Origin of the sequence: Haemophilus sputorum HK 2154, assembly GCF_000287615.1 — a bacterium.
GTDB classification, from domain to species: Bacteria; Pseudomonadota; Gammaproteobacteria; order Enterobacterales; family Pasteurellaceae; genus Haemophilus_A; species Haemophilus_A sputorum.
This window is the reverse complement of record NZ_ALJP01000009.1, coordinates 817,191-842,951: the sequence shown is the minus strand read 5'-3', so window position 1 is coordinate 842,951 and position 25,761 is coordinate 817,191. Positions and strand designations below refer to the sequence as shown.

28 protein-coding genes, 1 other RNA gene and 1 riboswitch are annotated in these 25,761 nt (G+C 40.1%); of the genes, 25 read left to right on the top strand and 4 right to left on the bottom strand.

From position 1 onward, the window contains the following. Window position 1: 1 nt before the first annotated feature. The 10 genes from HMPREF1128_RS06470 to HMPREF1128_RS06425 all read left to right on the top strand — a co-directional run bounded on the left by HMPREF1128_RS06470 (window position 2) and on the right by HMPREF1128_RS06425 (window position 8,667). Window positions 2-1,237 (top strand): NADH:ubiquinone reductase (Na(+)-transporting) subunit B, encoded by a 1,236-nt coding sequence (locus HMPREF1128_RS06470; protein WP_007525457.1) that lies wholly within the window; start codon window positions 2-4, stop codon window positions 1,235-1,237. Beyond that, window positions 1,230-2,018 (top strand): Na(+)-translocating NADH-quinone reductase subunit C, encoded by a 789-nt coding sequence (locus HMPREF1128_RS06465; RefSeq protein WP_007525286.1) that lies wholly within the window; start codon window positions 1,230-1,232, stop codon window positions 2,016-2,018. The genes HMPREF1128_RS06470 and HMPREF1128_RS06465 overlap by 8 nt, the downstream gene beginning before the upstream one ends. Further along, complete coding sequence (locus HMPREF1128_RS06460; RefSeq protein WP_007524316.1) at window positions 2,018-2,647, top strand: NADH:ubiquinone reductase (Na(+)-transporting) subunit D; 630 nt, start codon at window positions 2,018-2,020, stop codon at window positions 2,645-2,647. Before HMPREF1128_RS06465 ends, HMPREF1128_RS06460 begins: the two co-directional genes overlap by 1 nt. A gap of 3 nt (window positions 2,648-2,650) precedes the next feature. Then, the gene (gene nqrE, locus HMPREF1128_RS06455) at window positions 2,651-3,247 is read left to right on the top strand and encodes an NADH:ubiquinone reductase (Na(+)-transporting) subunit E (protein WP_007524089.1); all 597 of its coding nucleotides are present in this window, start codon (window positions 2,651-2,653) and stop codon (window positions 3,245-3,247) included. A 9-nt stretch (window positions 3,248-3,256) separates the two neighbouring features. Further along, window positions 3,257-4,492, top strand: coding sequence for an NADH:ubiquinone reductase (Na(+)-transporting) subunit F (nqrF, locus tag HMPREF1128_RS06450; RefSeq protein ID WP_007524820.1), 1,236 nt, complete (start codon window positions 3,257-3,259; stop codon window positions 4,490-4,492). A 178-nt stretch (window positions 4,493-4,670) separates the two neighbouring features. Beyond that, a complete protein-coding gene (locus tag HMPREF1128_RS06445; RefSeq protein WP_007524542.1) occupies window positions 4,671-5,708 on the top strand; it encodes an FAD:protein FMN transferase in 1,038 nt (345 codons plus the stop codon). A 12-nt stretch (window positions 5,709-5,720) separates the two neighbouring features. Next, a complete protein-coding gene (gene nqrM / locus HMPREF1128_RS06440; protein WP_007525116.1) occupies window positions 5,721-5,969 on the top strand; it encodes a (Na+)-NQR maturation NqrM in 249 nt (82 codons plus the stop codon). 125 nt (window positions 5,970-6,094) lie between these two features. Beyond that, entirely contained in the window at window positions 6,095-7,249 is a 1,155-nt protein-coding gene (mnmA, locus tag HMPREF1128_RS06435; protein WP_007524021.1) for a tRNA 2-thiouridine(34) synthase MnmA, read from the top strand. Between the two features lie 22 nt (window positions 7,250-7,271). After that, on the top strand, window positions 7,272-7,838 hold the full coding sequence (locus HMPREF1128_RS06430; RefSeq protein WP_007524736.1) for a nitroreductase family protein: 567 nt from the start codon (window positions 7,272-7,274) through the stop codon (window positions 7,836-7,838). Window positions 7,839-7,845: 7 nt separating this feature from the next. Further along, window positions 7,846-8,667 (top strand): SDR family NAD(P)-dependent oxidoreductase, encoded by an 822-nt coding sequence (locus tag HMPREF1128_RS06425; RefSeq protein ID WP_007524208.1) that lies wholly within the window; start codon window positions 7,846-7,848, stop codon window positions 8,665-8,667. A gap of 60 nt (window positions 8,668-8,727) precedes the next feature. On the opposite strand, the gene HMPREF1128_RS06420 is transcribed toward HMPREF1128_RS06425, so the two are convergent. The 4 genes from HMPREF1128_RS06420 to HMPREF1128_RS06405 all read right to left on the bottom strand — a co-directional run bounded on the left by HMPREF1128_RS06420 (window position 8,728) and on the right by HMPREF1128_RS06405 (window position 11,503). After that, window positions 8,728-9,000 (bottom strand): HU family DNA-binding protein, encoded by a 273-nt coding sequence (locus HMPREF1128_RS06420; protein WP_007524806.1) that lies wholly within the window; start codon window positions 8,998-9,000, stop codon window positions 8,728-8,730. Between the two features lie 126 nt (window positions 9,001-9,126). Continuing rightward, on the bottom strand, window positions 9,127-9,717 hold the full coding sequence (locus HMPREF1128_RS06415) for a YjaG family protein (RefSeq protein ID WP_007525009.1): 591 nt from the start codon (window positions 9,715-9,717) through the stop codon (window positions 9,127-9,129). A 66-nt stretch (window positions 9,718-9,783) separates the two neighbouring features. Next, window positions 9,784-10,848 (bottom strand): uroporphyrinogen decarboxylase, encoded by a 1,065-nt coding sequence (hemE, locus tag HMPREF1128_RS06410; RefSeq protein ID WP_007524579.1) that lies wholly within the window; start codon window positions 10,846-10,848, stop codon window positions 9,784-9,786. 103 nt (window positions 10,849-10,951) lie between these two features. Further along, window positions 10,952-11,503, bottom strand: a complete 552-nt coding sequence (locus HMPREF1128_RS06405; protein WP_007524755.1) for a UPF0149 family protein — start codon at window positions 11,501-11,503, stop codon at window positions 10,952-10,954. Window positions 11,504-11,578: 75 nt separating this feature from the next. On the opposite strand from HMPREF1128_RS06405, the gene HMPREF1128_RS06400 reads away from it, so the two are divergent. The 15 genes from HMPREF1128_RS06400 (at window position 11,579) to HMPREF1128_RS06335 (ending at window position 25,579) form a co-directional block, all read left to right on the top strand. Then, window positions 11,579-11,890, top strand: coding sequence for a cell division protein ZapA (locus HMPREF1128_RS06400; protein ID WP_007524031.1), 312 nt, complete (start codon window positions 11,579-11,581; stop codon window positions 11,888-11,890). Between the two features lie 77 nt (window positions 11,891-11,967). Then, window positions 11,968-12,149: non-coding RNA, 6S RNA (ssrS, locus tag HMPREF1128_RS10240), on the top strand. A gap of 6 nt (window positions 12,150-12,155) precedes the next feature. Then, window positions 12,156-12,728 carry a 5-formyltetrahydrofolate cyclo-ligase gene (locus HMPREF1128_RS06395; protein ID WP_007524250.1) on the top strand — a complete coding sequence of 191 codons (573 nt, stop codon included), beginning with the start codon at window positions 12,156-12,158 and terminating at the stop codon, window positions 12,726-12,728. 71 nt (window positions 12,729-12,799) lie between these two features. Next, entirely contained in the window at window positions 12,800-14,317 is a 1,518-nt protein-coding gene (putP, locus tag HMPREF1128_RS06390) for a sodium/proline symporter PutP (protein ID WP_007525217.1), read from the top strand. Between the two features lie 155 nt (window positions 14,318-14,472). Then, the gene (locus tag HMPREF1128_RS06385; RefSeq protein ID WP_007525407.1) at window positions 14,473-15,696 is read left to right on the top strand and encodes a uracil-xanthine permease family protein; all 1,224 of its coding nucleotides are present in this window, start codon (window positions 14,473-14,475) and stop codon (window positions 15,694-15,696) included. A 143-nt stretch (window positions 15,697-15,839) separates the two neighbouring features. After that, window positions 15,840-15,927, top strand: a riboswitch (TPP riboswitch). A gap of 67 nt (window positions 15,928-15,994) precedes the next feature. After that, entirely contained in the window at window positions 15,995-16,717 is a 723-nt protein-coding gene (locus HMPREF1128_RS06380) for an ABC transporter ATP-binding protein (RefSeq protein WP_007524757.1), read from the top strand. Further along, the gene (locus tag HMPREF1128_RS06375; RefSeq protein WP_007524949.1) at window positions 16,714-17,460 is read left to right on the top strand and encodes an ABC transporter permease; all 747 of its coding nucleotides are present in this window, start codon (window positions 16,714-16,716) and stop codon (window positions 17,458-17,460) included. Before HMPREF1128_RS06380 ends, HMPREF1128_RS06375 begins: the two co-directional genes overlap by 4 nt. A gap of 8 nt (window positions 17,461-17,468) precedes the next feature. Beyond that, window positions 17,469-18,119, top strand: a complete 651-nt coding sequence (tenA, locus tag HMPREF1128_RS06370) for a thiaminase II (RefSeq protein ID WP_007524295.1) — start codon at window positions 17,469-17,471, stop codon at window positions 18,117-18,119. Window positions 18,120-18,133: 14 nt separating this feature from the next. Continuing rightward, window positions 18,134-19,081, top strand: a complete 948-nt coding sequence (locus HMPREF1128_RS06365; RefSeq protein ID WP_007524061.1) for an ABC transporter substrate-binding protein — start codon at window positions 18,134-18,136, stop codon at window positions 19,079-19,081. 113 nt (window positions 19,082-19,194) lie between these two features. Beyond that, window positions 19,195-21,117 carry a heme lyase NrfEFG subunit NrfE gene (gene nrfE, locus HMPREF1128_RS06360; RefSeq protein ID WP_007525473.1) on the top strand — a complete coding sequence of 641 codons (1,923 nt, stop codon included), beginning with the start codon at window positions 19,195-19,197 and terminating at the stop codon, window positions 21,115-21,117. 9 nt (window positions 21,118-21,126) lie between these two features. Beyond that, window positions 21,127-21,660, top strand: a complete 534-nt coding sequence (locus HMPREF1128_RS06355) for a redoxin family protein (RefSeq protein ID WP_007525339.1) — start codon at window positions 21,127-21,129, stop codon at window positions 21,658-21,660. Further along, window positions 21,660-22,073: a heme lyase NrfEFG subunit NrfF gene (gene nrfF, locus HMPREF1128_RS06350; protein WP_007524999.1), complete on the top strand. Its 414-nt coding sequence runs from the start codon at window positions 21,660-21,662 to the stop codon at window positions 22,071-22,073. The genes HMPREF1128_RS06355 and nrfF overlap by 1 nt, the downstream gene beginning before the upstream one ends. Then, window positions 22,070-22,825: a TPR domain-containing protein gene (locus HMPREF1128_RS06345; RefSeq protein WP_007524846.1), complete on the top strand. Its 756-nt coding sequence runs from the start codon at window positions 22,070-22,072 to the stop codon at window positions 22,823-22,825. Before nrfF ends, HMPREF1128_RS06345 begins: the two co-directional genes overlap by 4 nt. A gap of 266 nt (window positions 22,826-23,091) precedes the next feature. Next, window positions 23,092-24,165: a T6SS immunity protein Tli4 family protein gene (locus HMPREF1128_RS06340; RefSeq protein ID WP_007525127.1), complete on the top strand. Its 1,074-nt coding sequence runs from the start codon at window positions 23,092-23,094 to the stop codon at window positions 24,163-24,165. 340 nt (window positions 24,166-24,505) lie between these two features. Next, window positions 24,506-25,579, top strand: coding sequence for a T6SS immunity protein Tli4 family protein (locus tag HMPREF1128_RS06335; protein ID WP_007525000.1), 1,074 nt, complete (start codon window positions 24,506-24,508; stop codon window positions 25,577-25,579). The last annotated feature ends 182 nt before the right edge of the window (window positions 25,580-25,761 follow it).

Below are 25,761 nucleotides of genomic sequence, written 5' to 3'. Positions count from 1 at the left end.
AATGGGTTTAAAAAATCTTTTTGAAAAAATGGAACCCGCGTTTTTACCTGGTGGTAAATACAGCAAGCTTTATCCGATCTTTGAATCGATTTATACCTTGCTTTATACACCAGGTACGGCAACGCAAAAAACAACACACGTTCGTGATGCGTTAGATTCAAAACGTATGATGATTACGGTGTTCTTAGCGTTATTTCCTGCGATTTTCTATGGAATGTATAACGTAGGTCACCAAGCAATTCCAGCGATTGCTAAATTAGGTAACTTAAATGAATTGATCGCAAATGACTGGCATTATGCTATTGCGCATGCTTTAGGTTTAGATTTAAGTCTAGATGCAGGCTGGGGCAGCAAAATGGCGCTAGGTGCGATTTTCTTCCTACCAATTTACTTAGTGGTATTTACTGTTTGTACTATTTGGGAATTATTATTCTCAGTAGTGCGTGGCCACGAAGTGAATGAAGGGATGTTCGTTTCTACCATTCTTTTCGCGTTAATCGTGCCACCAACATTACCATTATGGCAAGCAGCGCTTGGTATTACTTTTGGTATCGTTGTTGCAAAAGAGATCTTTGGTGGTGTAGGCCGTAACTTTATGAACCCAGCGCTTGCAGGTCGTGCATTCTTATTCTTTGCATATCCGGCTCAAATTTCGGGTGATTTAGTATGGACTGCAGCAGATGGTTTCTCTGGTGCAACTGCGCTTTCACAATGGTCACAAGGTGGTCAAGCAGCATTACAACATACAGTAAGTGGTCAACCAATTACTTGGATGGATGCATTTATTGGTAACCTTCCTGGTTCAATGGGTGAGGTTTCAACACTTGCATTGTTAATTGGTGGTGCACTGATTTTATTCACTCGCATCGCTTCTTGGCGCATTATGGCTGGCGTAATGATTGGTATGGCGGCAACTGCAACCTTATTTAATATCATTGGTTCAGATACTAACCCAATGTTCTCAATGCCTTGGCATTGGCACTTTGTATTAGGTGGTTTCGCATTAGGTATGATTTTCATGGCAACCGACCCTGTTTCTGCTTCATTTACTAATACTGGTAAATGGTGGTACGGTGCGTTAATCGGTGTTATGGCTGTATTGATTCGTACAGTAAACCCTGCTTACCCAGAAGGTATGATGCTAGCGATTTTATTTGCAAACTTATTTGCACCAATTTTCGACTACATCGTGGTTCAAGCAAATATCAAACGTCGGAGAGCAAGAACAAATGGCTAAATTTAATAAAGATAGCGTAGGCGGTACAGTTACCGTCGTTGTGTTGCTAAGTTTAGTATGTTCTATCGTTGTTTCTGGTGCTGCAGTGGCATTAAAAGCAAAACAAGATGAACAAAAATCCCTTGACGTACAACGCAACATTTTAACTGTTGCTGGTTTAATGAAAGAAGATAATGCTTCTGTTATCAAAGAAACATACGGTAAATTCATTGAACCTCGTTTAGTTGATTTACAAACGGGTGATGTTGTTCAAGCATCGGCTGAAGAGATCAATAAATTTGAACCAAAAGATGCCATTAAAGATCCAGCTAAAAGCCAAGTAATTCCGCAAGAAGCAGATAAAGCAGGCATTAAAGTGCGTGCTAACCAAGCACGTATCTATCTTGTTAAAGATGAGCAAGGCAATGTGAACCAAGTAGTGTTACCTATGTATGGTCGTGGTTTATGGTCAACCATGTATGGTTTCGTTTCTGTTGCACCAGATGCGAATACTATCAAAGGCATCACTTACTATGACCAAGGTGAAACAGCCGGTCTAGGTGGTGAAATTGCAAACCCACGTTGGCAAGCACAGTTCGTTGATAAGAAATTATTTGACGAACAAGGTAATCAGAAATTTAAAATCTACAAAGGTATCTCTGCAGATAAAGAGCATGGTGTAGATGGTTTATCTGGTGCAACCTTGACTAGTAACGGTGTGCAAGGCTCATTTGATTATTGGTTCAGCCAAAATGGCTTTGGCCCATTCTTAGCGAAATTTAAAGCAGGAGAAATCAAATAATGGCTGAAGGAAAAGTAAATTTAAAAGGTCTTTTATTAGATCCAATTGCTAAAAATAACCCGATTGCATTACAAATCTTAGGTATCTGTTCTGCATTAGCGGTAACTACTCAGTTACAAACGGCTATCGTAATGGCAATTGCGGTAAGTTTAGTAACCGGTTTTTCTAGCATGTTTATTTCAATGATTCGTAACTATATTCCAAATAGTATCCGTATCATTGTGCAATTAGCGATTATTGCTTCTTTAGTAATCGTAGTTGACCAAACCTTAAAAGCGTTTGCTTACGGTTTATCAAAACAGTTGTCAGTATTCGTTGGCCTTATTATTACAAACTGTATCGTAATGGGGCGTGCGGAAGCATTTGCAATGAAATCTCGTCCATTAGAGAGCTTTGTTGATGGTATTGGTAACGGTTTAGGTTATGGGGTAATTTTATTAATTGTTGCCACATTACGTGAACTTATCGGTTCTGGTCGTCTATTAGGTTTCCCTGTATTCCAAACTATCCAAGATGGTGGTTGGTATCAACCAAACGGTTTATTCCTTCTTGCACCAAGTGCGTTCTTCATCATTGGCTTCGTTATTTGGGGCTTAAGAACGTGGAAACCCGAGCAACAGGAGAAATAATCAATGGAACATTATATTAGCTTATTAGTTAAGGCGATCTTCATTGAAAATATGGCACTTTCCTTCTTCTTGGGGATGTGTACATTTCTAGCCGTATCTAAAAAAGTATCAACTGCGTTCGGTTTAGGTATTGCAGTTGTGGTAGTGCTTGGTATTGCTGTACCAGCTAACCAATTTGTTTATGAACACGTTTTAAAAGATAGTGCATTAGTTGATGGTGTAAGTCTTGAATTCTTAAGTTTTATTACTTTCATCGGGATTATCGCAGGTCTTGTTCAATTACTTGAAATGGCTTTAGATAAATTTTTCCCAGCACTTTATAATGCATTAGGTATCTTCTTACCTCTTATTGCGGTTAACTGTGCGATCTTCGGTGGTGTATCTTTCGCCGTACAACGTGAATACACTTTTGCTGAATCAGCTGTGTATGGTGTTGGTGCAGGTTTAGGTTGGATGTTGGCAATTGTTGCTCTTGCAGGCTTAACCGAAAAAATGAAATATGCTGATGTACCAGCTGGCTTAAAAGGATTAGGGATTACCTTCATCACTGCAGGCTTAATGGCGCTTGGCTTCATGTCATTTTCTGGTATTCAGTTATAGGAGACAATAATGAGTGAATTAAATATTCTTTTACTTGGTGTTGTAGCCTTTACTGCAATCGTTTTAGTCTTAGTCGCAATTATCCTTTTCGCTAAATCAAAATTAGTGGATTCAGGCGATATTACTATCAGCATTAATGATGACCCAGAAAAAGCAATTACTTTACCAGCAGGTGGTAAACTTTTAGGCGCGTTAGCGAGTAAAGGTATCTTCGTTTCATCTGCTTGTGGTGGCGGTGGTTCTTGTGGTCAATGTATTGTTAAAGTGAAAAGTGGTGGTGGTGAAATTTTACCAACCGAACTTTCTCACATTAACAAACGTGAAGCGAAAGAAGGCTATCGTTTAGCATGTCAAGTTAACGTGAAAGGCAGTATGGACGTTGAATTACCTGAAGAAATCTTCGGTGTGAAAAAATGGGAATGTACTGTTATTTCTAACGATAACAAAGCAACTTTCATTAAAGAGTTAAAATTAGCGATCCCTGAAGGTGAGGAAGTACCTTTCCGTGCGGGTGGTTATATCCAAATCGAAGCTGATCCACATGTGGTGAACTATAAAGATTTCGATATTCCAGAAGAATACCACGAGGACTGGGATAAATACGACTTATGGCGTTATGTGTCTAAAGTTGACGAGCATATTATTCGTGCTTACTCAATGGCTTCATACCCAGAAGAGAAAGGTATCATTATGCTTAACGTGCGTATTGCAACACCTCCTCCACGCCAACCTGATGCACCTCCAGGTCAAATGTCTTCATACATTTGGTCATTAAAAGCAGGTGATAAAGTGACTATTTCTGGTCCATTTGGTGAATTCTTCGCGAAAGAAACCGATAATGAAATGGTCTTCATTGGTGGTGGTGCAGGTATGGCGCCAATGCGTTCACATATCTTTGACCAATTAAAACGTTTACACTCTAAACGTAAAATGTCATTCTGGTATGGTGCGCGTTCTAAACGTGAAATCTTCTACCAAGAAGACTTTGACCAATTACAAGCTGAAAATCCAAACTTCGTATGGCATGTGGCACTTTCTGATGCATTGCCAGAAGATAACTGGACAGGTTACACCGGCTTTATTCACAACGTACTTTATGAAAACTACTTAAAAAATCATGAAGCACCAGAAGATTGTGAATACTACATGTGTGGTCCTCCAGTGATGAACGCAGCAGTGATTAAAATGCTGAAAGATTTAGGCGTTGAAGATGAAAACATCTTATTAGATGACTTCGGTGGCTAATCTCTGACCATAACAAGCGGTTGGATTTGTAAAATGTTTTGCAAATTCCACCGCTTTTTGCCTATGACTTATGTCATAGGTTAAACATAATTCAGTCTTTTTATATTTTTTAATGAGCTGAATTATGCTTAACCTAGCATTAGAATGAAATACTAGGCATCTCAATCAAGAGGATATAATGAAATTAAAATCGCTTTTATTTCTTGCAATCGGTTCACTTTTTTTGACCGCTTGCGAAAAAGTGCCTGAGCAAATGGCTTTTTCAGGCAAAACAATGGGAACGACCTATACAGTTAAATATATTGATAATGGTAAAGTAAATTTACCTAAGATTGAGGATGTGCAACAGCAAGTTGATGCCGTTTTAAAAGAAGTGAACAATCAAATGTCCACTTATCAAAAAGATTCAGAAATCAGTCGTTTTAACCAAAGCCAAGAAGTCAATGTACCTTTTACTGTTTCTGCTGATTTTGCTAAAGTCACCCAAGAAGCGATTCGTTTAAATCGAGTTACCGAGGGTGCATTAGATGTTACCGTTGGAAAATTAGTTAACCTCTGGGGGTTTGGGCCCGATAAACGCTTAAATAAAGCCCCAAGTGCAGAACAGATTGCCCAATTTTCGCCTAGTGTGGGGATTGATAAATTAAGTGTCAATACGGAAAGTGGATTTAGTCTAACTAAAAAAGCCCCTGCACTTTATTTAGATTTATCTTCTATTGCCAAAGGCTTCGGTGTTGATAAAGTGGCAGAACAATTAGAGCAATTTGGTGTAGAAAATTACTTAGTTGAGATTGGTGGGGAATTACGCGGTAAGGGTAAAAATGCGCAAGGCAACGATTGGCGTATTGCCATCGAGCAGCCTGCATTAGTGCAAGGTGAAAAGGCTCAAATTGTGGTGCCACTACATAATTTAGGTATGGCAACTTCTGGTGATTATCGTAACTATTTTGAAGATGAGCAAGGAAATCGTCTTTCGCATATCATTGATCCGAAAGCATTACGTCCGGTCAAGCATAATTTAGCCTCAATTACAGTACTTGCGCCAACGTCAATGACTGCAGATGGCTTATCAACAGGCTTATTTGTATTAGGCGAAGATAAAGCTTTAGAAGTGGCTGAGCGTGAGCATTTAGCTGTCTTTTTGATTATTAAACGTGGTTCGTCATTTGAAACCAAAATGTCGAGCGAATTTGAGAAAATTATTAACCAAAAATAATTGGAGTGAATAATGGAAACTTTATTACTTACATTCGGCTTTTTTATTGCCGTTGTCTTTGCAATGTCAATTGGCTTTTTAATTAAAGGTAATGCCTTAAAAGGGAGTTGTGGCGGCATCTCTGCGTTAGGTATGAAAAAAATGTGTGACTGTGAAGAGCCATGCGATAACCTCAAATCAAAAATTGCAGATGGCACAGCAGATCCAGAAGAAGTTGCTCGCTTTGCAAAAGAAGAGCCTAAATTTTACGAAGTAAAATAAATTTATCTATGGCAAGCGGTAATATTTGTGTGATGTTTTGCAAATTTTGCCGCTTTATTTCTTTGTGATAGTTTTCTATCAAATCACCAAATGTGCTTCGCCTTAACCGAAGTTACGGGAGACTTATGTTAATTTCAAACACTTATAACCAACACTTTCCAACACTTTCCCCTGAACAACTTGCTGAGAATGCTAAGAAAAAAGTCATTATCGGCATGTCTGGTGGGGTTGATTCTTCAGTTTCTGCGTTTATTTTGCAACAACAAGGCTATCAGGTTGAAGGCTTGTTTATGAAAAACTGGGAAGAGGATGATGACACCGATTATTGTACTGCTGCAGCTGATTTAGCTGATGCACAAGCGGTGGCTGATAAACTTGGAATGAAACTGCATAAAATCAACTTTGCCGCAGAGTATTGGGATAATGTTTTTGAACATTTCTTAAATGAATATAAAGCAGGGCGCACGCCAAACCCAGATATTCTTTGTAACAAAGAAATTAAGTTTAAAGCGTTTTTAGAATACGCCGCAGAAGATTTAGGTGCGGATTATATTGCCACAGGGCACTATGTTCGTCGCGCAGGCAGTGATGATAATGCACAATTGTTGCGTGGGCTAGACGAGAATAAAGATCAAAGTTATTTTTTACATGCGATTACTAAAAAACAAGTTGGGCAGAGTCTATTTCCAGTAGGCGAAATTGAAAAACCGATTGTACGTGCCATTGCTGAAGATTTAGGGTTAGCGACAGCCAAGAAAAAAGATTCCACAGGCATTTGTTTTATTGGGGAGCGTAAGTTTAAAGATTTCTTAGCACGTTATTTACCTGCACAGCCAGGGGAGATTCGAACGGTTGATGGCAAGTTAGTTGGGCGTCATGATGGCTTAATGTATCACACGCTTGGGCAACGCAAGGGATTAGGAATTGGTGGCGTAAAAGGCTTAAGCGAAGATCCGTTCTATGTGGTAGAGAAAGACCTCATCAATAATGTGTTAGTAGTTGCTCAGGGGCATGATAATTCTGCGTTGCTTTCAAGCGGGCTTATTGCTTCACAATTAAATTGGATTAGTGGTGAACCTCTGCGTGAAGCACTTCGTTGTACAGTGAAAACCCGTTATCGTCAAACGGATATTGCTTGTGAAGTTTTCCCAATAGATGAAAATACGGTAAAAGTGATTTTTGATGAGCCACAAATTGCGGTCACACCAGGACAATCAGCGGTGTTCTATCAAGGTGAAGTATGCCTTGGTGGCGGTGTGATTGAAGAGCAATTAAAGTAAGCGGTCATTTTCAGGAGAAAAAATGCAAATTTTAGAATTATTACATCACCGTCGTTCAAGTAAACAATTTGGCGAGATTGCTCCAAACCAAGCGCAATTAGAAAATATGATTAAAGCGGCTTTACGAGCCCCTGATCATGGCAGACTTAAGCCCTATCATTTTGTTGTATTGCAAAAATCGGCTATGCCAACATTAAAGGCTTGCTTAGAAGCAGCAGCAGTTGAATTTGATATGGATGAAAAAAATGCAGCTAAAGCGGATAAACTAGCCAACCAAGCGCCAATGGTGATTGGTGTGATCGCCAAAATTGATCATGAATCACCGAAAATTCCTGCATGGGAGCAAATGCTTACTACTGGCTGTGCCGCTTATGCAATGCAATTAGCAGCAAATGCGCAAGGGTTTGAAACCGTTTGGATTAGCAAAAAATGGGTTGAAGGGACTCAATTACGTGCGCTATTTAATTGCGAAGAAGGCGATAAAGTTGTGGGCTTATTATTAGTAGGTTCACCTAAAGATCCAGAATCTGGTATTTCGCTTGCGCGTCAGCCAGAAGAAATTGATGGTTTCTTTGACGTGATTAAGTAGTGAAGTGATGCCAACTATCTTAATTACTGGCTGCTCATCTGGCATTGGCTATGCAACAGCACTTTATTTACGGCAGCAAGGTTGGCGAGTGATTGCTAGCTGCCGAAAAACTGAAGATGTTATGCGCTTGCAACAAGAAGGATTTGAATGCATAAAGTTAGATGTGACCGATAGTAGCGAGATTAACGCAGCCTTTGATTATATTCAAACAAGCGGTCAATTAGATGCAGTGTTTTGCAATGCGGGTTATGGGCAGCCTGGTTGCGTGGAAGATGTACCTCGCGCAGCACTACGAGAGATTTTTGAAACGAATGTGTTCGGAACTTGGGAAGTGATGAATGCTGCACTAAAAATTTTTCGAAGACAAAATCATGGGAGAATATTGGTAACCAGCAGTATTTTAGGGTTTGCAGCAATGCATTATCGAGGGGCATATAATGCGACGAAATTTGCGTTAGAAGGAATGGCCGATACGTTGAGGGCTGAACTTTATGGTTCAAATATTTATATTAGCTTGATTGAACCAGGCCCAATCCAAAGTCGATTCCGCCCAAATTCTGTGGAAAAACTAAAGCAATACATTGATTTGGATGATTCTTTCCATCAAGACTTTAATCAAAAACAGCTACAACGTCTGACAGCAGCGAGTAATGGTAATCCATTTACTTTGCCTGCTTCAGCTTGTGCAGAGGCGTGTTTTAAAGCCTTAACGGCGAAAAAACCGAAAGCTCGTTATCAGGTTACTTTCCCTACTCAATTATTTTGGTGGCTACGGCGGTTGTTACCGACAGCATTATTTGATGCGATTAACCGCAAAGCGGGTGGATAAGTCAAAAAAACAAAGGCGTTGAAGAGTTCTTCAACGCCTTTGTACATTCAGAGATTAAGATTATTTTACTAAATCTTTTAATGCTTTACCTGCAACGAATGCTGGTACTTTAGCTGCAGCAATTTTAATTTCTTCGCCAGTGCGAGGGTTGCGACCAGTACGTGCGCTACGCTCGTTAACTTTGAAAGTACCGAAACCGATTAGTTGAACTGCATCGCCTGCTTTTAAGCTTTCAGAAATCGCTTCTAAAGTTGCTTCTAAAGCTGCTTTTGCATCTTTTTTGCTTAATTCTGCTTTCGCTGCGATTGCATCGATTAATTCAGTTTTGTTCATAGTGTTAATCCTCTAAAAGAATGTTGTTGCTATAATAATGACAAGGAGCGTCAATCTAGTGTGTAGCTTAATTCAAACTACCGATTTCTCAAATAGCTAAAATGCATATTTGTGTTTATTTTTAGTTTATTGATTAAAATTTACACCAATATTACTAATTCCTTCAGTGCGAATCTCATTTTTGAGCTCGAGAATGAGCTGAGTATCGCGTTCTTCGCACTCATTGAGCAGGCGATAAATTTGCCATTGCACATCTAATTCGGCTTGAATTTCAGCAGAGTTTTTCAAAGCTTGTTCATTTAACTCTTCACCTGTTTGCATTTCCACATAGCTAGCCACCGTACCTAATGAAATTTGGCTAATGCGGATTGCTTGTTCTAAGGTTGCACCTGCAATTAAGCTGTGTAGTAATTCAGACAGTGCTTCACAGGCTTCTTGTGCTGGTAATACGCCAAAAAACTCATAATCATTCACATCTGGAATAATCGCTTCCAATTTCTCTAATTGATTATCGAAATTGATTTTGGCACCTTTAACGGTAAGAGATTCCCAAACTAGATTTAAGATATTCTGATAGACCTTGCTATTATCAGGTTGTTCCGTTACCTCGCAAAAAAGCTGAAAATTAGGCGCCATGCGCTCGCATAAACATGCCATAAAAGTGAGGTGTTGCCAGGGCTCAAAACGTTCCATTCGTTTATGAATTGGATTTCTCATATATTTCCCTCAAACAAGCGGTTCAATTTTCATTATGTTTTACCAAACCGCTTGAGATCATTTTAATTATTTATGGTAAGGCTTTGAGAATTCATGCACTGAATCAACCAGCACTTTCGGGCTCTCGGTTGGCACATCTAAATGGATACCGTGCCCAAGGTTGAAGACATGACCTGAACCTTGTCCAAAGTCAGCTAAAATTTGCTGTACTTCTTGCTCAATGCGCGCAGCAGAGGCATAAAGTACACTTGGATCCATGTTGCCTTGTAATGCAACTTTATGGCCAACACGTTGACGTGCATCGTGTAAGTTAACCGTCCAGTCTAAACCAATTGCATCACAACCTGTTTCGGCTACGGCTTCTAACCATAAGCCACCGCCTTTAGTAAAGAGTGTGACAGGCACTTTTCGGCCTTCGTTTTCACGAATCAAGCCATCTACAATTTTGTGCATATAGCGTAATGAGAAATCTTGATAATCACGATGTGCTAATACGCCGCCCCAAGTATCAAAAACCATCACTGCTTGTGCGCCTGCTTTGATTTGCGCATTCAAATATAAGATGACGCTATCGGCAAGTTTATCTAATAATGCATGAAGAAGATGAGGTTCGGTGTACATCATTTTTTTGATTTTAGTAAATGCTTTACTTGAACCACCTTCAACCATGTAGGTAGCTAATGTCCATGGGCTTCCAGAGAAACCAATTAACGGTACTTCACCTTTTAACTCACGGCGAATAGTACGTACAGCATTCATCACATATTGTAATTCGCCTTCTGGATCTGGAATTGGAAGGTTATCTACATGTGCTTTTGTTTCAATTGGGCGAGCAAATTTCGGACCTTCACCAGCACCAAAACTTAAGCCTAATCCCATAGCATCAGGAATAGTTAAAATATCAGAAAAGAGAATTGCCGCATCTAAAGCATAACGGCGTAAGGGTTGAAGGGTAACTTCGCAAGCTAAATCTGCATTACGGCATAATGACATAAAATCGCCAGCTTCTGCTCGAGTGGCTTTATATTCTGGTAAATAGCGACCGGCTTGGCGCATCATCCAAACAGGGGTCATATCTACGGGTTCACGTAATAATGCTTTAAGATAACGATCATTTTTTAATTGTGTCATGAGGTTTCCTTCATAATTTAGCGAAAACAGGAATTTGCAAATGCTTTTTTAAATTTGACCGCTTGCGAAGATGAATTTTTAGCAATTTTTGCGGTCGGTAACATTAGTGGATATTGGTTGGCTTCTCCGTTGCATTTAATGCAAAATGGCTGTGGAGGAAAAGAGATAATACGCGTAAGTATTCTACGACTTCTTCGCCAGCTTCGAGTAATTCTTCGTTGCTGTCATCTTCATGATAGCCAAGTTTTGAGATTTCTTCTAAGTCATCAATGGCTTCACCAACTTCATCGGTTTCTTCATTTAATTTGGGTTGTGCTAAGCCTAAACCTAAAATAAATTGGCTTATCCAATCGGCAATGCTTTCAGCTAAAGCTATACCATCGTTTTCATTTTCTGGCAACCAGAGTGAAAAGAGCGTATTCGCTTCACGATATGATTGACTTAATGTTTCATAAAATTGGCTGAGTGCTTGAAGAGGAACTTGTGAGAAAGCATGACCATCATTAGTAAATTGATAAGTCAGTGTTTTCCAAGATTCATCTTGAATGCCGCCAGCAATTAACCCGCTTAAAAAGCCGTGAAACTCAGCGGGATTAAGCTCAATAGCTAATTGTGCAATCAGTTGCTTAAATTCAGTTGGTTGAAGATTTGACATAGTATCGTCTTTGTTATTCTTAGAAAGAATGGCATAATAACAAAAATTTTATAGATAAGTGAGGATTTTACGCCTATGTCGGCAAATTATATTGAAGTCCAAATTTTTGGACAGGTGCTTCGCTTGCATTGTCCGCCGGAACAACAGCAACATTTATTAGCTTCTGCTGAGCGTTTAGAAGAGCGCGTAGCGGTTTTAAAAGAGCAATCAGGTATTATCCAGCTTGAAAAAGTCTTGGCAATTGTGGCGCTGAACTTAAATTACGAGCTTGAATTAGAAAAGCAAAAAAATGAAAACAACAAAAACGTGTTAGAAGCTTGTATTCACCAGCTTGATAGTTCGTTAGGGAAATTGAATAATTTAGGCGTAATTGATACGAATCAATAAACTGCTTAAAAGCTGATCGGTTAATTATTTTTATTTTTTTATTGCTAGGAAAAACAGCGAATTTCCGTTATATTAAATCTTGTCGGGGGTGTGCGTAGCTTATTACGTCCCTGAGCCGATAATTTAAAACCTTGAGTTGGACATCTAGTCACCGGTGAGCAAGCTTACCTTGAGTAAGAAGCCTAAAGGCGAATACGTTTGACTCCCTTGAACCTTCTGGTTCAAGGACTACAATAGGTTACGGCACCTCGGACACCATCTGGTTATGAACACTTCATTGGATTCACATCAAGCCTTACGCCAATCTCTTCGGCGTGAAATGAAAATCAAACGTCAACAACTTTCCCCTATAGCGCAGCAACAGGCTAGTCAGGCAATTATTACACCGGCATTAGATTTAATCGCTCACTACCAAGCTCAGCATATCGCCTTTTATTTGCCATTTAATGGTGAACTCTCACCGCTTGCATTGATGGAAATATTGCATAAACAAGGTAAATCACTTTATTTGCCCGTTGTGCATCCATTTAGCTCTGGTAATTTGTTATTTATAGCTTATGAATCAAACGATGAGTGGATTACACATTCTCTTGGCATGCAAGAACCTAAGTTAGATGTTCGAAAAGTGTTGCCTTTAAATGAATTAGACATGATTTTTACGCCATTAGTGGCTTGTGATAAACACAATGGGCGTTTAGGTTATGGCGGCGGGTTTTATGATCGTACATTAAGCCAATCTTCTGCGATTAGTGTGGGGCTAGCGCATCGTTGTCAACAGGTAGAAAAATTGCCGTTAGCAGCTTGGGATGAACCATTAGATCACCTAATTCTCGGTTAAAACATTGATTTTTTACGCCAAAATGGGTAATCTTTTGCCTTTTCCTCCATTTTAAGGCTTAAGAGGCGCGCATGTTTGGGTTTGATCCAACCACTACTACATTCCTTATCTATATTGTGGCGATGATCCTGATAGGATTGATTGCTTACCGAGTCACGAATAACCTTTCTGATTACATTTTAGGTGGGCGCCGTTTAGGCAGTTTCGTTACTGCGTTATCGGCTGGTGCATCAGATATGTCGGGTTGGCTATTGATGGGCTTACCCGGTGCTGTTTATGCAGGTGGTCTGATTGAAGCATGGTTAGCAGTTGGCTTAACGATCGGGGCTTATTTAAACTGGAAATTAGTTGCCGGTAGATTGCGTGCTCATACCGAATATAGTGGCGATGCGCTAACTTTACCTGAGTATTTTCATAACCGTTTTGGTGATAAAACTAAGCTCATTAAAATCCTTTCTGCGTTTATCTTCTTACTCTTTTTCGCTGTTTATTGTGCTTCTGGCGTCGTCGCGGGTGCGCGCGTCTTTGAAAATCTTTTTGGGGTACCTTATGCAGATGCCATTTGGTATGGTGCGGTTGCTACTATTCTTTATACCTTTATTGGCGGCTTTTTAGCTGTGAGTTGGACGGACACGATCCAAGCGTCGCTAATGGTCTTTGCATTATTGCTGACGCCACTTTTTGTTATATTAAGCATTGGTAGTGTAGATGAGATCAAATCCACTTTAGTGTTGGCAGAAGCAGCGAGTGGCAAAAATTATAATGATATGTTTAGCGGCACCACAGTTTTAGGCGTATTAAGTCTCATGGCGTGGGGATTAGGTTATTTTGGACAACCGCATATCGTTGTACGATTTATGGCAGCAGAGAGTGTGAAATCACTTAAAAATGCGCGCCGAATCAGTATGACGTGGATGGTTATCTGCTTAGTGGGCGCGATTGGTATTGGCTATTTCGGCATGTTGTATTTTTTCAAATTCCCAGAAAAAGCCAGTGTAGTGAGTCAAAACAATGAGCAGATTTTTATTGAACTAGCAAAATTATTATTTGATCCATGGACAGCTGGCGTATTGCTTTCTGCTATTCTTGCTGCCGTAATGAGTACACTTTCTGCACAATTATTGATTTGCTCAAGCGCGATTACCGAAGATTTATACAAAGGCATTTTAAGACCAAAAGCAAGCGATCGTGAATTGATTTGGTTAGGTCGAGTGATGGTATTAGCGGTTGCTGGGTTAGCCATCTATATTGCACAAGATCCAAATAGCCAAGTGTTTGGCTTAGTGAAAGATGCATGGGCAGGTTTTGGCTCTGCATTTGGCCCAATTGTGTTGTTGTCATTGTTTTGGAAACGGATGAATGGTTTTGGTGCGATTGCGGGGATGCTAACAGGGGCTTTAGTGGTGTATTTCTGGAAAGATATTACGCTTTGGTTGGCATTGCCTGATGTTTATTCAATGATTCCTGGATTCTTCCTTGCTATTTTGGCAATTATTATTGTTTCTCTGATAACACCAATGCCGAATCAGCAAGTGTTAGAAACTTTTGATAAAGCCAACAAAGCCTTTTTAGCTGAAGAGAAAGCATAATTTCCAATCCCGTTAATAAATTATCAGCAGTTAACGGGATTTTTCTTTTATATTGTTAAAGAGGCATCGTCAGCAATTAGGTTTTGATCTATAATTAATTTCCAGTTGTCGAAAGATAACGTTTTCGTTTTTTCACTTAACTGGACTTACCTAACATGACTCAACAAACTATTAGCACGCCAAAACAAGCGTTTGTCGGTTTACAAATGTTATTTGTTGCCTTCGGCGCCCTAGTTTTAGTGCCACTTATTACGGGCTTAGACCCAAACACTGCCTTGCTCACTGCAGGTATTGGTACCCTTCTTTTTCAACTCTGCACCGGTCGTCAAGTACCGATTTTCTTAGCTTCTTCTTTTGCTTTTATCGCGCCTATCCAATACGGTGTACAACATTGGGGAATTCCTTCAACAATGGGCGGTTTAGCCTGTGCTGGTTTAGTCTATGTCGTGCTTAGCGCTTTAGTAAAATGGCGTGGCGCACAAATCATGGACAGAATTTTCCCACCTGTAGTGGTAGGTCCGGTTATTATCATCATCGGTTTAGGGCTTGCGCCTGTTGCGGTGGATATGGCGGTTGGCAAAAATATGCAGATTGAGCAAAATCTTGCGATTTTAGTTTCTATGGTAACCTTAGTTACCACTGTTATCGTTGCTGTATTCGCTAAAGGGTTAATGAAGCTTATTCCGATTATGTTCGGTATTTTAGTTGGTTACTTGCTTTCACTTTATCTTGGTTTAGTTGATTTTACTAAAGTTTCCGAGGCTAGCTGGTTCTCTATCCCAACTTTAACCACACCACAATTTAATTTAGAAGCCATTCTTTACTTACTCCCAATTGCGATTGCACCAGCAGTAGAGCACGTTGGCGGTATTATGGCGATTAGCTCGGTAACGGGTAAAAACTTCTTACAAAAACCGGGGCTTCACCGAACCTTATTAGGCGATGGTATTGCAACCTCGGCGGCATCTTTACTTGGTGGTCCACCAAATACGACTTATGCAGAAGTGACGGGTGCTGTAATGCTCACTAAAAACTTTAACCCGAAAATCATGACTTGGGCAGCTTGTTGGGCGATTGCGATCTCATTTTGTGGAAAAGTTGGCGCTTTCTTACAGACGATTCCAAGTGTTGTGATGGGTGGCATCATGATGCTCGTATTCGGTTCTATTGCGGCTGTGGGCATGAGTACACTGATTAAAGCCAAAGTGGATATGGGTGAGGCACGTAATCTTGTGATCGTTTCTGTGGTCATGACCTTCGGTATTGGTGGTATGTTCATCAATCTAGGTGAATTCTCGCTTAAAGGTATTAGCCTTTGTGCCATCGCAGCGATTATCATGAACTTAATCTTACCAAAAGAAAAAGGGCAGAATGCCTAACAATAATAAGTGATGAAGCGCATCTTGTAGATGCGCTTTTTTTGCAAAAAATTTTTAAAATCAGACCGCTTGTAATGTGAGGTAGATCACAAAATTTAAATGAAAAGTTTGTTTTTGTTCTCGGTTTTTACTAGAATTTTGCAACATATTAGTCGGGGTGCCATAGGCTGAGATAATACCCGTGAACCTGAAACAGTTAACACTGACGTAGGAAACTAAATGATGAAACCATTTCTTTTATTTTCTCCCCTTTTTGCTTTTCTTGCTATTTTCCCTTTGAACGCTTGATGAGGTTGCTATGTTTTGCCTCCAAGTCCAAGGTTTATCTTTGCAATTTGCCGGACAATCGCTGTTTGATAATTTGAACTTTAATGTGAAGCAAGGCGAATGGGTTGCACTTTTAGGCAGCTCAGGCGTTGGAAAATCAACGCTTTTACGCGCAATTGCGGGGCTTGAGCAATCCGCCGTAAGTGCAGGAAAGATTCATTTTGCCCCTCATCTCAAATTAGCTTGGTTGGCGCAACAGGATTGCCTTTTTCCTTGGCTTTCAGTATTAGATAACGTTCAGCTTGCACAACATTTAAAAGGCACAAAAAATGCTGAAAGTTTAGCAAAAGCTGAAGCATTATTAGCTGCAGTCAATATGCAAGCACATATCCACAAGGCTTGTTATCAACTGTCAGGCGGGCAACGCCAACGTGTCGCATTAGCTAGAACCTTGATGCAAGAGGCGGATTTAATTTTAATGGATGAGCCTTTCTCTGCATTAGATGCGGTAACGCGTATGCAGCTACAAGATCTCGCATGTGAGTTGTTGCATGAGAAAACCGTCATTTTAGTGACGCATGATCCACAAGAAGCCATTCGGTTAGCCGATAGCCTCTATATTTTGCAAGGTCACCCTGCGCAAATGCATTTAGTGAGTCAATTAAGTGGCGCGAAACCACATAACATGGCTCAAGCAACCGCTTGGCAATTACAAGAAGAACTGATTGCTAAGTTAATGCAGGAGGCATCATGAAAAAATTAGCTAATTGGCTTGGCTTGTTTCTTTTATTGATTGGCTTATGGCAAGCGGTAGTTTCAATATTTATCTTACCAACCTATCTTTTCCCTTCACCGATAGCGGTTTTTGAGCGTTTATTACAGCACACTGATTTATTGCTCAGCCATGCTAAGGTTACTCTAATTGAAATCGCATTGGGCTTAATTTGTGGGTTTATATTGGGGTTAATTTCTGCTTTATTGCTCACACTTTCACGCCGCGTTTCTGCCTTTTTAATGCCGTTGCTGGTTATCTCCCAAGCAGTGCCTGTTTTCGCGATTGCCCCACTTTTAGTGTTGTGGTTGGGATATGGCATGGCTTCTAAAATCGCTATGGCAGTATTGATTATCTATTTCCCCGTTACGGCTGCTTGTTATGACGGTTTACGTAATACGCCTCAATCTTGGGTACAACTGGCGCAAACTTTACAAATTTCTCCACAGGCAATGTTGTTTAAGGTGCGTTTGCCTGCTGCATTGCCCGCATTAGCTTCAGGCCTACGAATTGCAGTTTCTATTGCACCCATTGGGGCAGTGGTTGGCGAATGGGTGGGGTCTTCAGAAGGGTTAGGCTATTTAATGTTGCAAGCCAATGCCAGAATGCAAATTGATCTAATGTTTGCTGCACTATTTTTATTGTTACTAATTGCGCTTTGCTTATATTTTTTCACTGATTACTGGCTACGCCGATCACTACCTTGGGTTCGTTATATTCATTAAGAGGTTTTATGCTAAAACAACTTATTCAGCAATCGCAGCCTGACTGGCAGCATTATATTGAGCACGATTTTGTCAAACAGTTAGCTACAGGTTCATTACCTGCCGATTGTTTTCGCCATTATCTAAAACAAGATTATATCTATCTTTTTCATTACAGCAGAGCTTTCGCTTTAGCGATTTTTAAAGCAAAAGATTTTGCGCAAATGGAAACACCTCGTAAAGCATTAGACGCTATTTGCCAAGAGATCCAGCTGCATCTTAATTATTGCCAAGAATGGGGAATTAGCGAAGAAGAAATCTTTAATACACAAGAAAGTGCAGCCTGTATTGCTTATACACGTTATCTACTTGATTGTGGTGCAAATGGCGGTTTAGCAGAAATTTACGCTGCAATTACCCCTTGTGCGGTCGGTTATGCTGAAGTTGGCCGTTATATTTGTGATAACTATCCTAGACTGCCGAATAATCCCTATCAAACGTGGATTGATACTTATGCCAGCGAGGATTTCCAACAAGTAGCAAAAGAAACCGCTGATTTTCTTAATCAATGCTGTGCTCATCTTAATGCCGAACAATTACAGAATATCCAAAAAATTTTTACCACAGCCACTCGCCTAGAAATTGGGTTTTGGCAAATGGGGCTAGATTTATCTGAATAATAAAAGGAGACAAAATGAAAAAACGTTACTTACTCACATTGCTTGCGAGCGCCTTAGCGCTAAATAGCCAAGCGGCAGAAAAGCAAAAAATCTCGTTAATGCTTGACTGGTTCGTCAACCCAGATCATGCTGCATTGATTGTGGCACAACAAAAAGGCTTTTTTGCAGAGCAGAATTTGGAAGTGGAAATTATTGAGCCGGCTGACCCTTCATTACCCCCTAAATTAGTGGCGGCAGGTAAAGCAGATTTAGCGGTAGATTACCAACCTCAATTACAAATGCAGTTAGATGAAAAACTGCCTTTAGTTCGTATTGCAACGCTTGCGAATTCACCGTTAAACAGCTTAGTGGTGTTAGAAAATAGTGAAATTAAAACGTTAGCGGATTTGAAAGGTAAAAAAATTGGCTATTCGGTTAGTGGTTTTGAAACGGCTTTACTAGAAACGATGCTTAAGTCTGCAGGGATAAGCCTCAAAGATGTGCAGCTAGTGAATGTGAATTGGTCGCTTTCTCCTTCACTTATCAGCAAACAAGTTGATGCCGTTATTGGTTCATTCCGTAATTTTGAATTGAATCAACTTGCAATTGAAGGGTATCAAGGCAAAGCGTTTTTCCCAGAAAAGCATGGCGTGCCAAATTATGATGAGCTCATTATTGTAGCAAATAAAGATAAGCTGGAAGCACCGAAATATCGTGATTTTGTGCGGGCTTTAACACAAGCGAGTGCTTATTTAAAAGCGCATCCACAAGAAAGCTGGGAGTTGTTTGTCAGTTATAAACCCGCTGAGCTAGATAATGAATTGAATCGTCGCGCATGGAAAGATACGCTGCCTTATCTGACTGAGAAGCCAAGCGCATTTGATTTTGCCACTTATGACAAAATGGCTGAATTCATGCAGCAACAAGGGTTAATCAAAAACAAGTTTGCGGTCACAGATTATGTTGTTGATTTAGCGCCATAACGGTTATTTTTTGGTGAATAAATCAACGTTTTTTGACAAAGATTGATCTAGTTCTCTCAGTCTTTGGCATAGATGTGGCATAATAGCCCAAATTTTTTTGCGATGATTTTATTATGCTTCCGGAATTGGGCTATTTTTCATTAATTTTGGCGGCGGTGGCTGCCGCCTTTCAAGTGGGTTGTTCTCTTTTTAGCGAACTGTTTAAACGACCGCATTATTTAGCGTTAAATCCGCTATTAACTGGCGTGCAGTCGCTGTTTTCTCTGCTTTCCTTTGCTCTGTTAGCGCACGCTTTTTTAACGGATGATTTTACCGTTATCTATGTTGCGCAACATTCTAATAGCCAATTACCTGATTTCTTTAAATTTGCGGCAACTTGGGGCGGGCATGAAGGTTCCATGTTGTTTTGGCTTGCTGCATTAACACTTTGGACAAGCGTATTTTGCATTTTTGCGGATAAATCTGACCGCTTGTTCTACCATCGTACTTTAGCCATGATTGGGCTGATTGCCTTAGGCTTTATGCTATTTATTTTGTTAGTTTCAAGCCCATTTGAACGCAGTTTCCCGCCACCACCAGAAGGGCGAGATTTAAACCCAATGTTGCAAGATGTGGGGCTGATTTTTCACCCACCATTGCTTTATTTAGGCTATGTTGGTTTTGCCATTAGCTTTGCTATGGTTGTGGCAAGTTTAGTTTCCGGTTGTTTTGATGCCGCAGTAGCACGCTGGATTCGCCCGTGGACGATGATTTCTTGGGGCTTTTTAACTGCCGGGATTATTCTTGGTGCTTGGTGGGCATATTATGAGTTAGGCTGGGGCGGCTGGTGGTTCTGGGACCCTGTTGAAAATGCCTCTTTAATGCCTTGGTTATTAGGCACCGCGTTAGTGCACTCATTGATAGTCAGTGAAAAACGTGGTGTGTTTAATTACTGGACGATTCTGTTAGCGATTTTTGCTTTTGCATTAAGTTTGCTTGGTACCTTTATTGTTCGCTCTGGGGTTTTAACTTCTGTTCATGCTTTTGCGGTTGATCCTGACCGTGGCATGGCATTGCTTATTCTCTTTTTCAGCTTAAGCTTTATTGCATTGGCATTATTTGCTTTCCGTGTGAATCTTTGGCAAGGCGAAGTACGCTTCTTACTTTGGTCAAAAGAAACCGCCTTTTTACTGATTAACGGTTTGTTTGCTGTAGCGGCTTCTGCAGTACTGGTTGGAACTTTCTATCCAATGGTTTTTACGGCGATGAACTGGGGATCAATTTCCGTTGGCGCACCATATTTTAACCACGTATTCACGCCGCTTGCGCTGTTGTTAATGGTTGCGATGGGAATTGCAGTCGTATTGCGTTGGAAGAGTGTACCAACTAAACAGATCTTATGGCGACTCTATTTATTGCCAGTAGCCGTACTGCTTGCCGTAGCACTCACTATGCAAACGTTGACGCAAGTTGCTTATACATTACAAATTTTGCCGACAATTTTTATTAGCTTGGCAATTTGGATTATTCTGACTCATCTGCCTTATTTGCGATATATGTGGCAAATTCGACCGCTTGCGATGCGTCTAGCGCATATCGGTTTTGCAATTTGCGTGATTGGGGCAATGATGAATAGTTATTATGGCGATGAAAAAGGGGTAAGATTGAAACCGAATGAGTCTGCCACTTTAGCGGGGTTTAGTTTCACTTACGATGACTATCAAGATGTAATTGGCGCAAACTACACGGCTGAGCGCGCTATTTTTAAGATTGCTAAAGAGAACGAAACGCTAGCACAAGTGACTCCAGAACGTCGCTATTATGATGTACGCACCATGACGATGGCAGAAGTTGGGCTTTATCATCATTTCTTAGATGATATTTATATTGTCATGGGCGATAAGTTTGGCAATTTAGAATATGCGTTTAGATTGCATTATAAACCTTATGTGCGCGCACTTTGGCTTGGTGGCATTGTGATGGTATTTGCCTCTTTATTAGCATTATTTGGCTATCGCCAAGCGAATAGAAAAGCGCATAAACAAAGTAATAAATGAGAAAATAGAATGAAAAAAGCCTTTTTATTTTTACCGCTGTTGTTATTGGTGGCGATTGTAGCAATGCTTACAGTGCCGTTAATGAATAAAGATAATCTTTCACCGACGGAAGATTGGCGCGATAAGCCGATTCCTGAGTTTGTCGGGAAAAATTTGCTTGATCCAAACGCACGTTTAAATAATAACAGTTTGCCGAAAGAGCCTTATATTCTTAATGTTTGGGCAAGTTGGTGCACTTGGTGTATTAAAGAATTCCCGATTTTGCACAAGCTCAAAGCAGAGGGCGTACCAATTGTTGGGCTGACTTATAGCGATCAGCCTAATGATGCAAGAGAGGCATTAACGCAATGGGGTAACCCGTTTCATTTAGTGATTGATGATTATGAAAAAGGCTTCTTAATTCAAACCCTGAAAGTCTCTTCTGCGCCTTCAAGCTATTTGATCGACAAACACGGCGTAGTGCGTTATCAACAAAAAGGCTACAACCCTGATTTCGAGCAAGATTTTCTGCCTCGCTTAAAAGCCTTACGAGAGGAAAAATAATGCGAAAAATTTTGCAAAAAATAGCTTTAATTTTACCGCTTGTCATGAGTGTTGTTGCCCAAGCGGAAATGGTGGATACCTTTGAATTCCATTCCGATGCCGATCGTATTCGTGCGGTGGCGTTGGCTAAATCGCTTCGTTGTCCGCAATGTCAAAACCAGAACTTAGTGGAATCGAATGCGACGACGGCTTATAAACTTCGTCTTGAGGTTTATCAGATGGTCAATGAAGGGAAGTCTGATCAAGAAATCATTGAAATCATGACTCAACGTTTCGGGCATTTTGTAAATTACAACCCCCCATTTAACCCGCACACTTGGGCACTTTGGGGAATTCCGGTTGGGCTAGTGGTGATTTTATTTTCTGCTATTTTCTGGCGAACCAAACGCCGTAAAGCGGAGGCAAAATCATGAAAACACGTGCTGAAATCAGCCAAGAAACTTATGAGCAAGCATTAAAGTTAGCGCAACACTTACCAAATGATTTAGCGGCTGAGTTAAAAGAAGAAGCGCAAGCCCGTTTTGAGTTTGAGCAGCAAGCGGTCGAAAAATCGCAAAAATTTACCAAAAAACGCCCGCTTGTTATCGTAGCCATATTGGTATTAGCGTTAGTAGCTGCAGTGGCCGTGGGTATTTATGCGCAAAGTGGACGTTTTCAAATTGTGCAAAAAGGCGAGCAACTTCACCAAGCGTTTGAAGTGCAATCTGCGCTAGAAAGTAAAGAGCAGAAAAACAGTCATTATATTCTCAGCCTACAAGATAGATTACGTGCAAACCCTAACGATGGCGATTTGTGGTATGAGTTGGGGCAAGCATATGCATTAAATAATGATTTTAATGCAGCCATTATCTGCTTTGACAACGCACAAAAAGTGCTAGGTAAAAAGGCGGCGATTTTAGGCGCAATGGCAACTGCTGATTACTATGAAAATGGTCAAAACTTATCAGAAAATGCCAAAGCGTGGCTTGCTGAATCTTTAAAATTAGATGCTAAAGAGAGTGCTAGTCTGCTGTTGCTTGCAACCGATGCTTATCGAAATAAAGATTATGCTGGCGCTGTGAGTTATTGGCGCCGTGTTTTAGATAGCGATAATGAAGCGCTGGATAGACGCGCTGTGATTCAAAGTATTGCAGAAGCGCAGGCAAAATTAAAAGTGCAACAGTAATTTTGCAAATCTTAAGAAAAATATGCCCGCTTGTTTAGCGGGCTTTTTTACAGAAACCTACCAGAAACGAGTAATATATTCTCTTTAAAATGGATTGTATATGTCACGCAATGTGCTTGATAATGTCATTATTTAATATAGTGTAAAGTTGCACTTATCATTAAAAACATATAAACTTATCGACCAAGCGCAATATGGAAAGAAAGGCGCCAGCAAAAATTCCATTTTATTTAGCATTCTCAAATTTACAGTAAGGAAGAGATCACATGCCGAAGATGAAAATTTCTAAACTGATGTTTTATAGCACTGTTTTGACTAGTGTTATGTTGTCTTCTTGCAGTCAACACCCCAAAACCCACTCAGCAGTAGAAAATACAGCAAGCAATGGTGCTCAAAAAGCGACAAGGTATTGGACTGAACAGCCATTTTGCAGTGGTCGCTACCAAATTAACTTACCGGTTAATCGTAAAGATGGCACCAGTTGGATTAAATACAATGGTTGGCAGGTAACCGTACGACCAGACTATTGGAATAAATCAGTAGAGTTGGCGTCAAAGATCCAGAAGCTAGGTCATAATGGAAGTGATATTTTTATAGAAAACCGTACAATCGTTCCTAATAAAGCGATAGCTACGGTGACACAGGCTCCTGCCGTATGGAGTAATCCGACGTTACCAGAGGTAAAAGGGATGCTCTATTATGTCGATTATAGGTTCAAATTAAGTAAGAACGATGCCTATACGGTTAGAGCTTTTGTACGTATTATGCCTGTTAACGGTAAAGAGCCACCAAACCTTAAACAGCTGGAAAAAAGTAAAGTTGATGAAGCTATTGGGTATTTACAGAATGATTTTTTCAACAAGATTAGAGATCGTAGTGAGAGCGATATTCCGCAGCAACAGGGTGTCTGCCTGACAGAGGGGTTTATTGCTGATAAGGGATCCGAGCCATTTTGGGGCAGAGTGGGTATCAAAATCAAAGATTATAAAGACGTTTATGCTGAGCTAACGACGGGGGGAGCTTTGGAGGAAGGTGATAAACCACTATTAGAGCGAGATCTTTTCGCTAAAGATAGTGCCTGGGATAAACTCCTCTCGTGGACGAAATACAGCACCATCCGCAAAGGAAAGCGCAATATCAATGATATGGTCGGCAGTGAAAAACTGGTTAAGTTACAAGGAAATCGATATCTATTTATCTGGGAAAAAGATGATGGAAGCGTAAAATTTAAGATGACTTTCGGTACCAGTGATGACAATTCTACTGGTTCCCCATTAAGTGAAAAGGAGGCTTTAACGGCTTGGGATGCAATATTGCCGACATTGAAAAAGCGAATTTGATCAGATTTTTAATGAAACTTACTACATTTATTAACTTTAAAGCTTAAGAAAGAGACAAAAATGAACCGTAAATATCGTAGAAAAAATATATTTAAGATTGGCTTATTATATGGTGCTATAGCAATAGTATTAACAGGATGTAGTTCTTGTTGGCCGATGTGTATCTAGAAACATTATCTTTACAATAACAGGCTATCTGAAACTTTAAGTTAGATTTCAGACAGCCTTTTACTATTGAATTTTGTAAGTGATGGTAGAACAACTAAGAGAAGTAGGAGTTAGCAGATTAAAAATTCCATTTTATTTAGCATTCTTAAATTTACAGTAAGGAAGAGATCGCATGCCGAAGATGAAAATTTCTAAACTGATGTTTTATAGCACTGTTTTAACTAGTGTTATGTTGTCTTCTTGCAGTCAACATCCCCAAACCCACTCAGCAGTAGAAAATGCAGCGAGCAATTATGCTCAAAATGTGGCTACGTATTGGACTGAGCAGCCATTTTGCAGCGGGCGCTACCAAATTAACTTACCTGCTAACCGTATAAGTGGGACTGGTTGGCTTCGATATAATGGTTGGCAGATAATTGTGCGACCAGATTATTGGAATCTGGAAGTAGAATCCGTATTAGAGGTTAAAGAAAAAGGATATAACGGAAATGAGAGTTTTATAGAAAATCGCATAATTATTCCTAACAAAGCGATAGCGATGGTCACGCAGGCTCCTGGTTCATGGGAACACTCGGTGTCAAAGCACTTAAAAGGCATGATCTATTATGTCACGTTCTATTTCAAGTTAAGCAAGAATGATGCCTATTCCATTACAACTCTTGCAAGCATTATGCCTGTCAACGGCAAAGCGCCACCAAACCTGAAACAGCTGGAAAAAAGTAAAGTTGATGAAGCTATTGGACAGATACGGAATGATTTTTTTGACAAGCTGAGAGATCGTAAAGATACTGAAATGCCACAGCAACAGGGGGTCTGTTTAACAGAAGGATTTATTGCCGATAAGGGAACTGAACCGTTTTTTGGCAGTGCGGGCATTAAAATCAAAGACTATAAAGACGTTTATACAGAGCTAACGACGGGTGGATCTTTGGAGGAAGGTGATAAACCGCTATTAGAACGCGATCTTTTCACTAAAGATAGTGGTTTGGATAAACTCTTCTCGTGGGCGAAATACAGCACCATCCGCAAAGGAAAACGCGATATTAATGGTATGACCGGCAGTGAAAAACTGGTTAAGTGGCAGGGAAATCGATATTTATTTATCTGGGAAAAAGATGATGGCAGTGTGAGATTTAAGATGACTTTTGGTACCAATAAGAAAAATGCCAAAGGTTCGCCACTCAGTGAGAAAGAGGCTTTAACCGCTTGGGATGTGATATTGCCGACATTAAAAAAACGGCTTTAAATAAGGGACTATTGCAGTTAAATTAAAGTAAAAATACAAGCGGTTGGATTTTGAAGGTAATTTGCAAAAATACTGTAAAATTTGACCGCTCTTTTAAATCAAAAGCCTTCAAAACTTAGCGCATTGAGATTTTGATTATTAGTATTAAATTAAAAAAATCTAATGTGGCTTGCCTTGTAAAT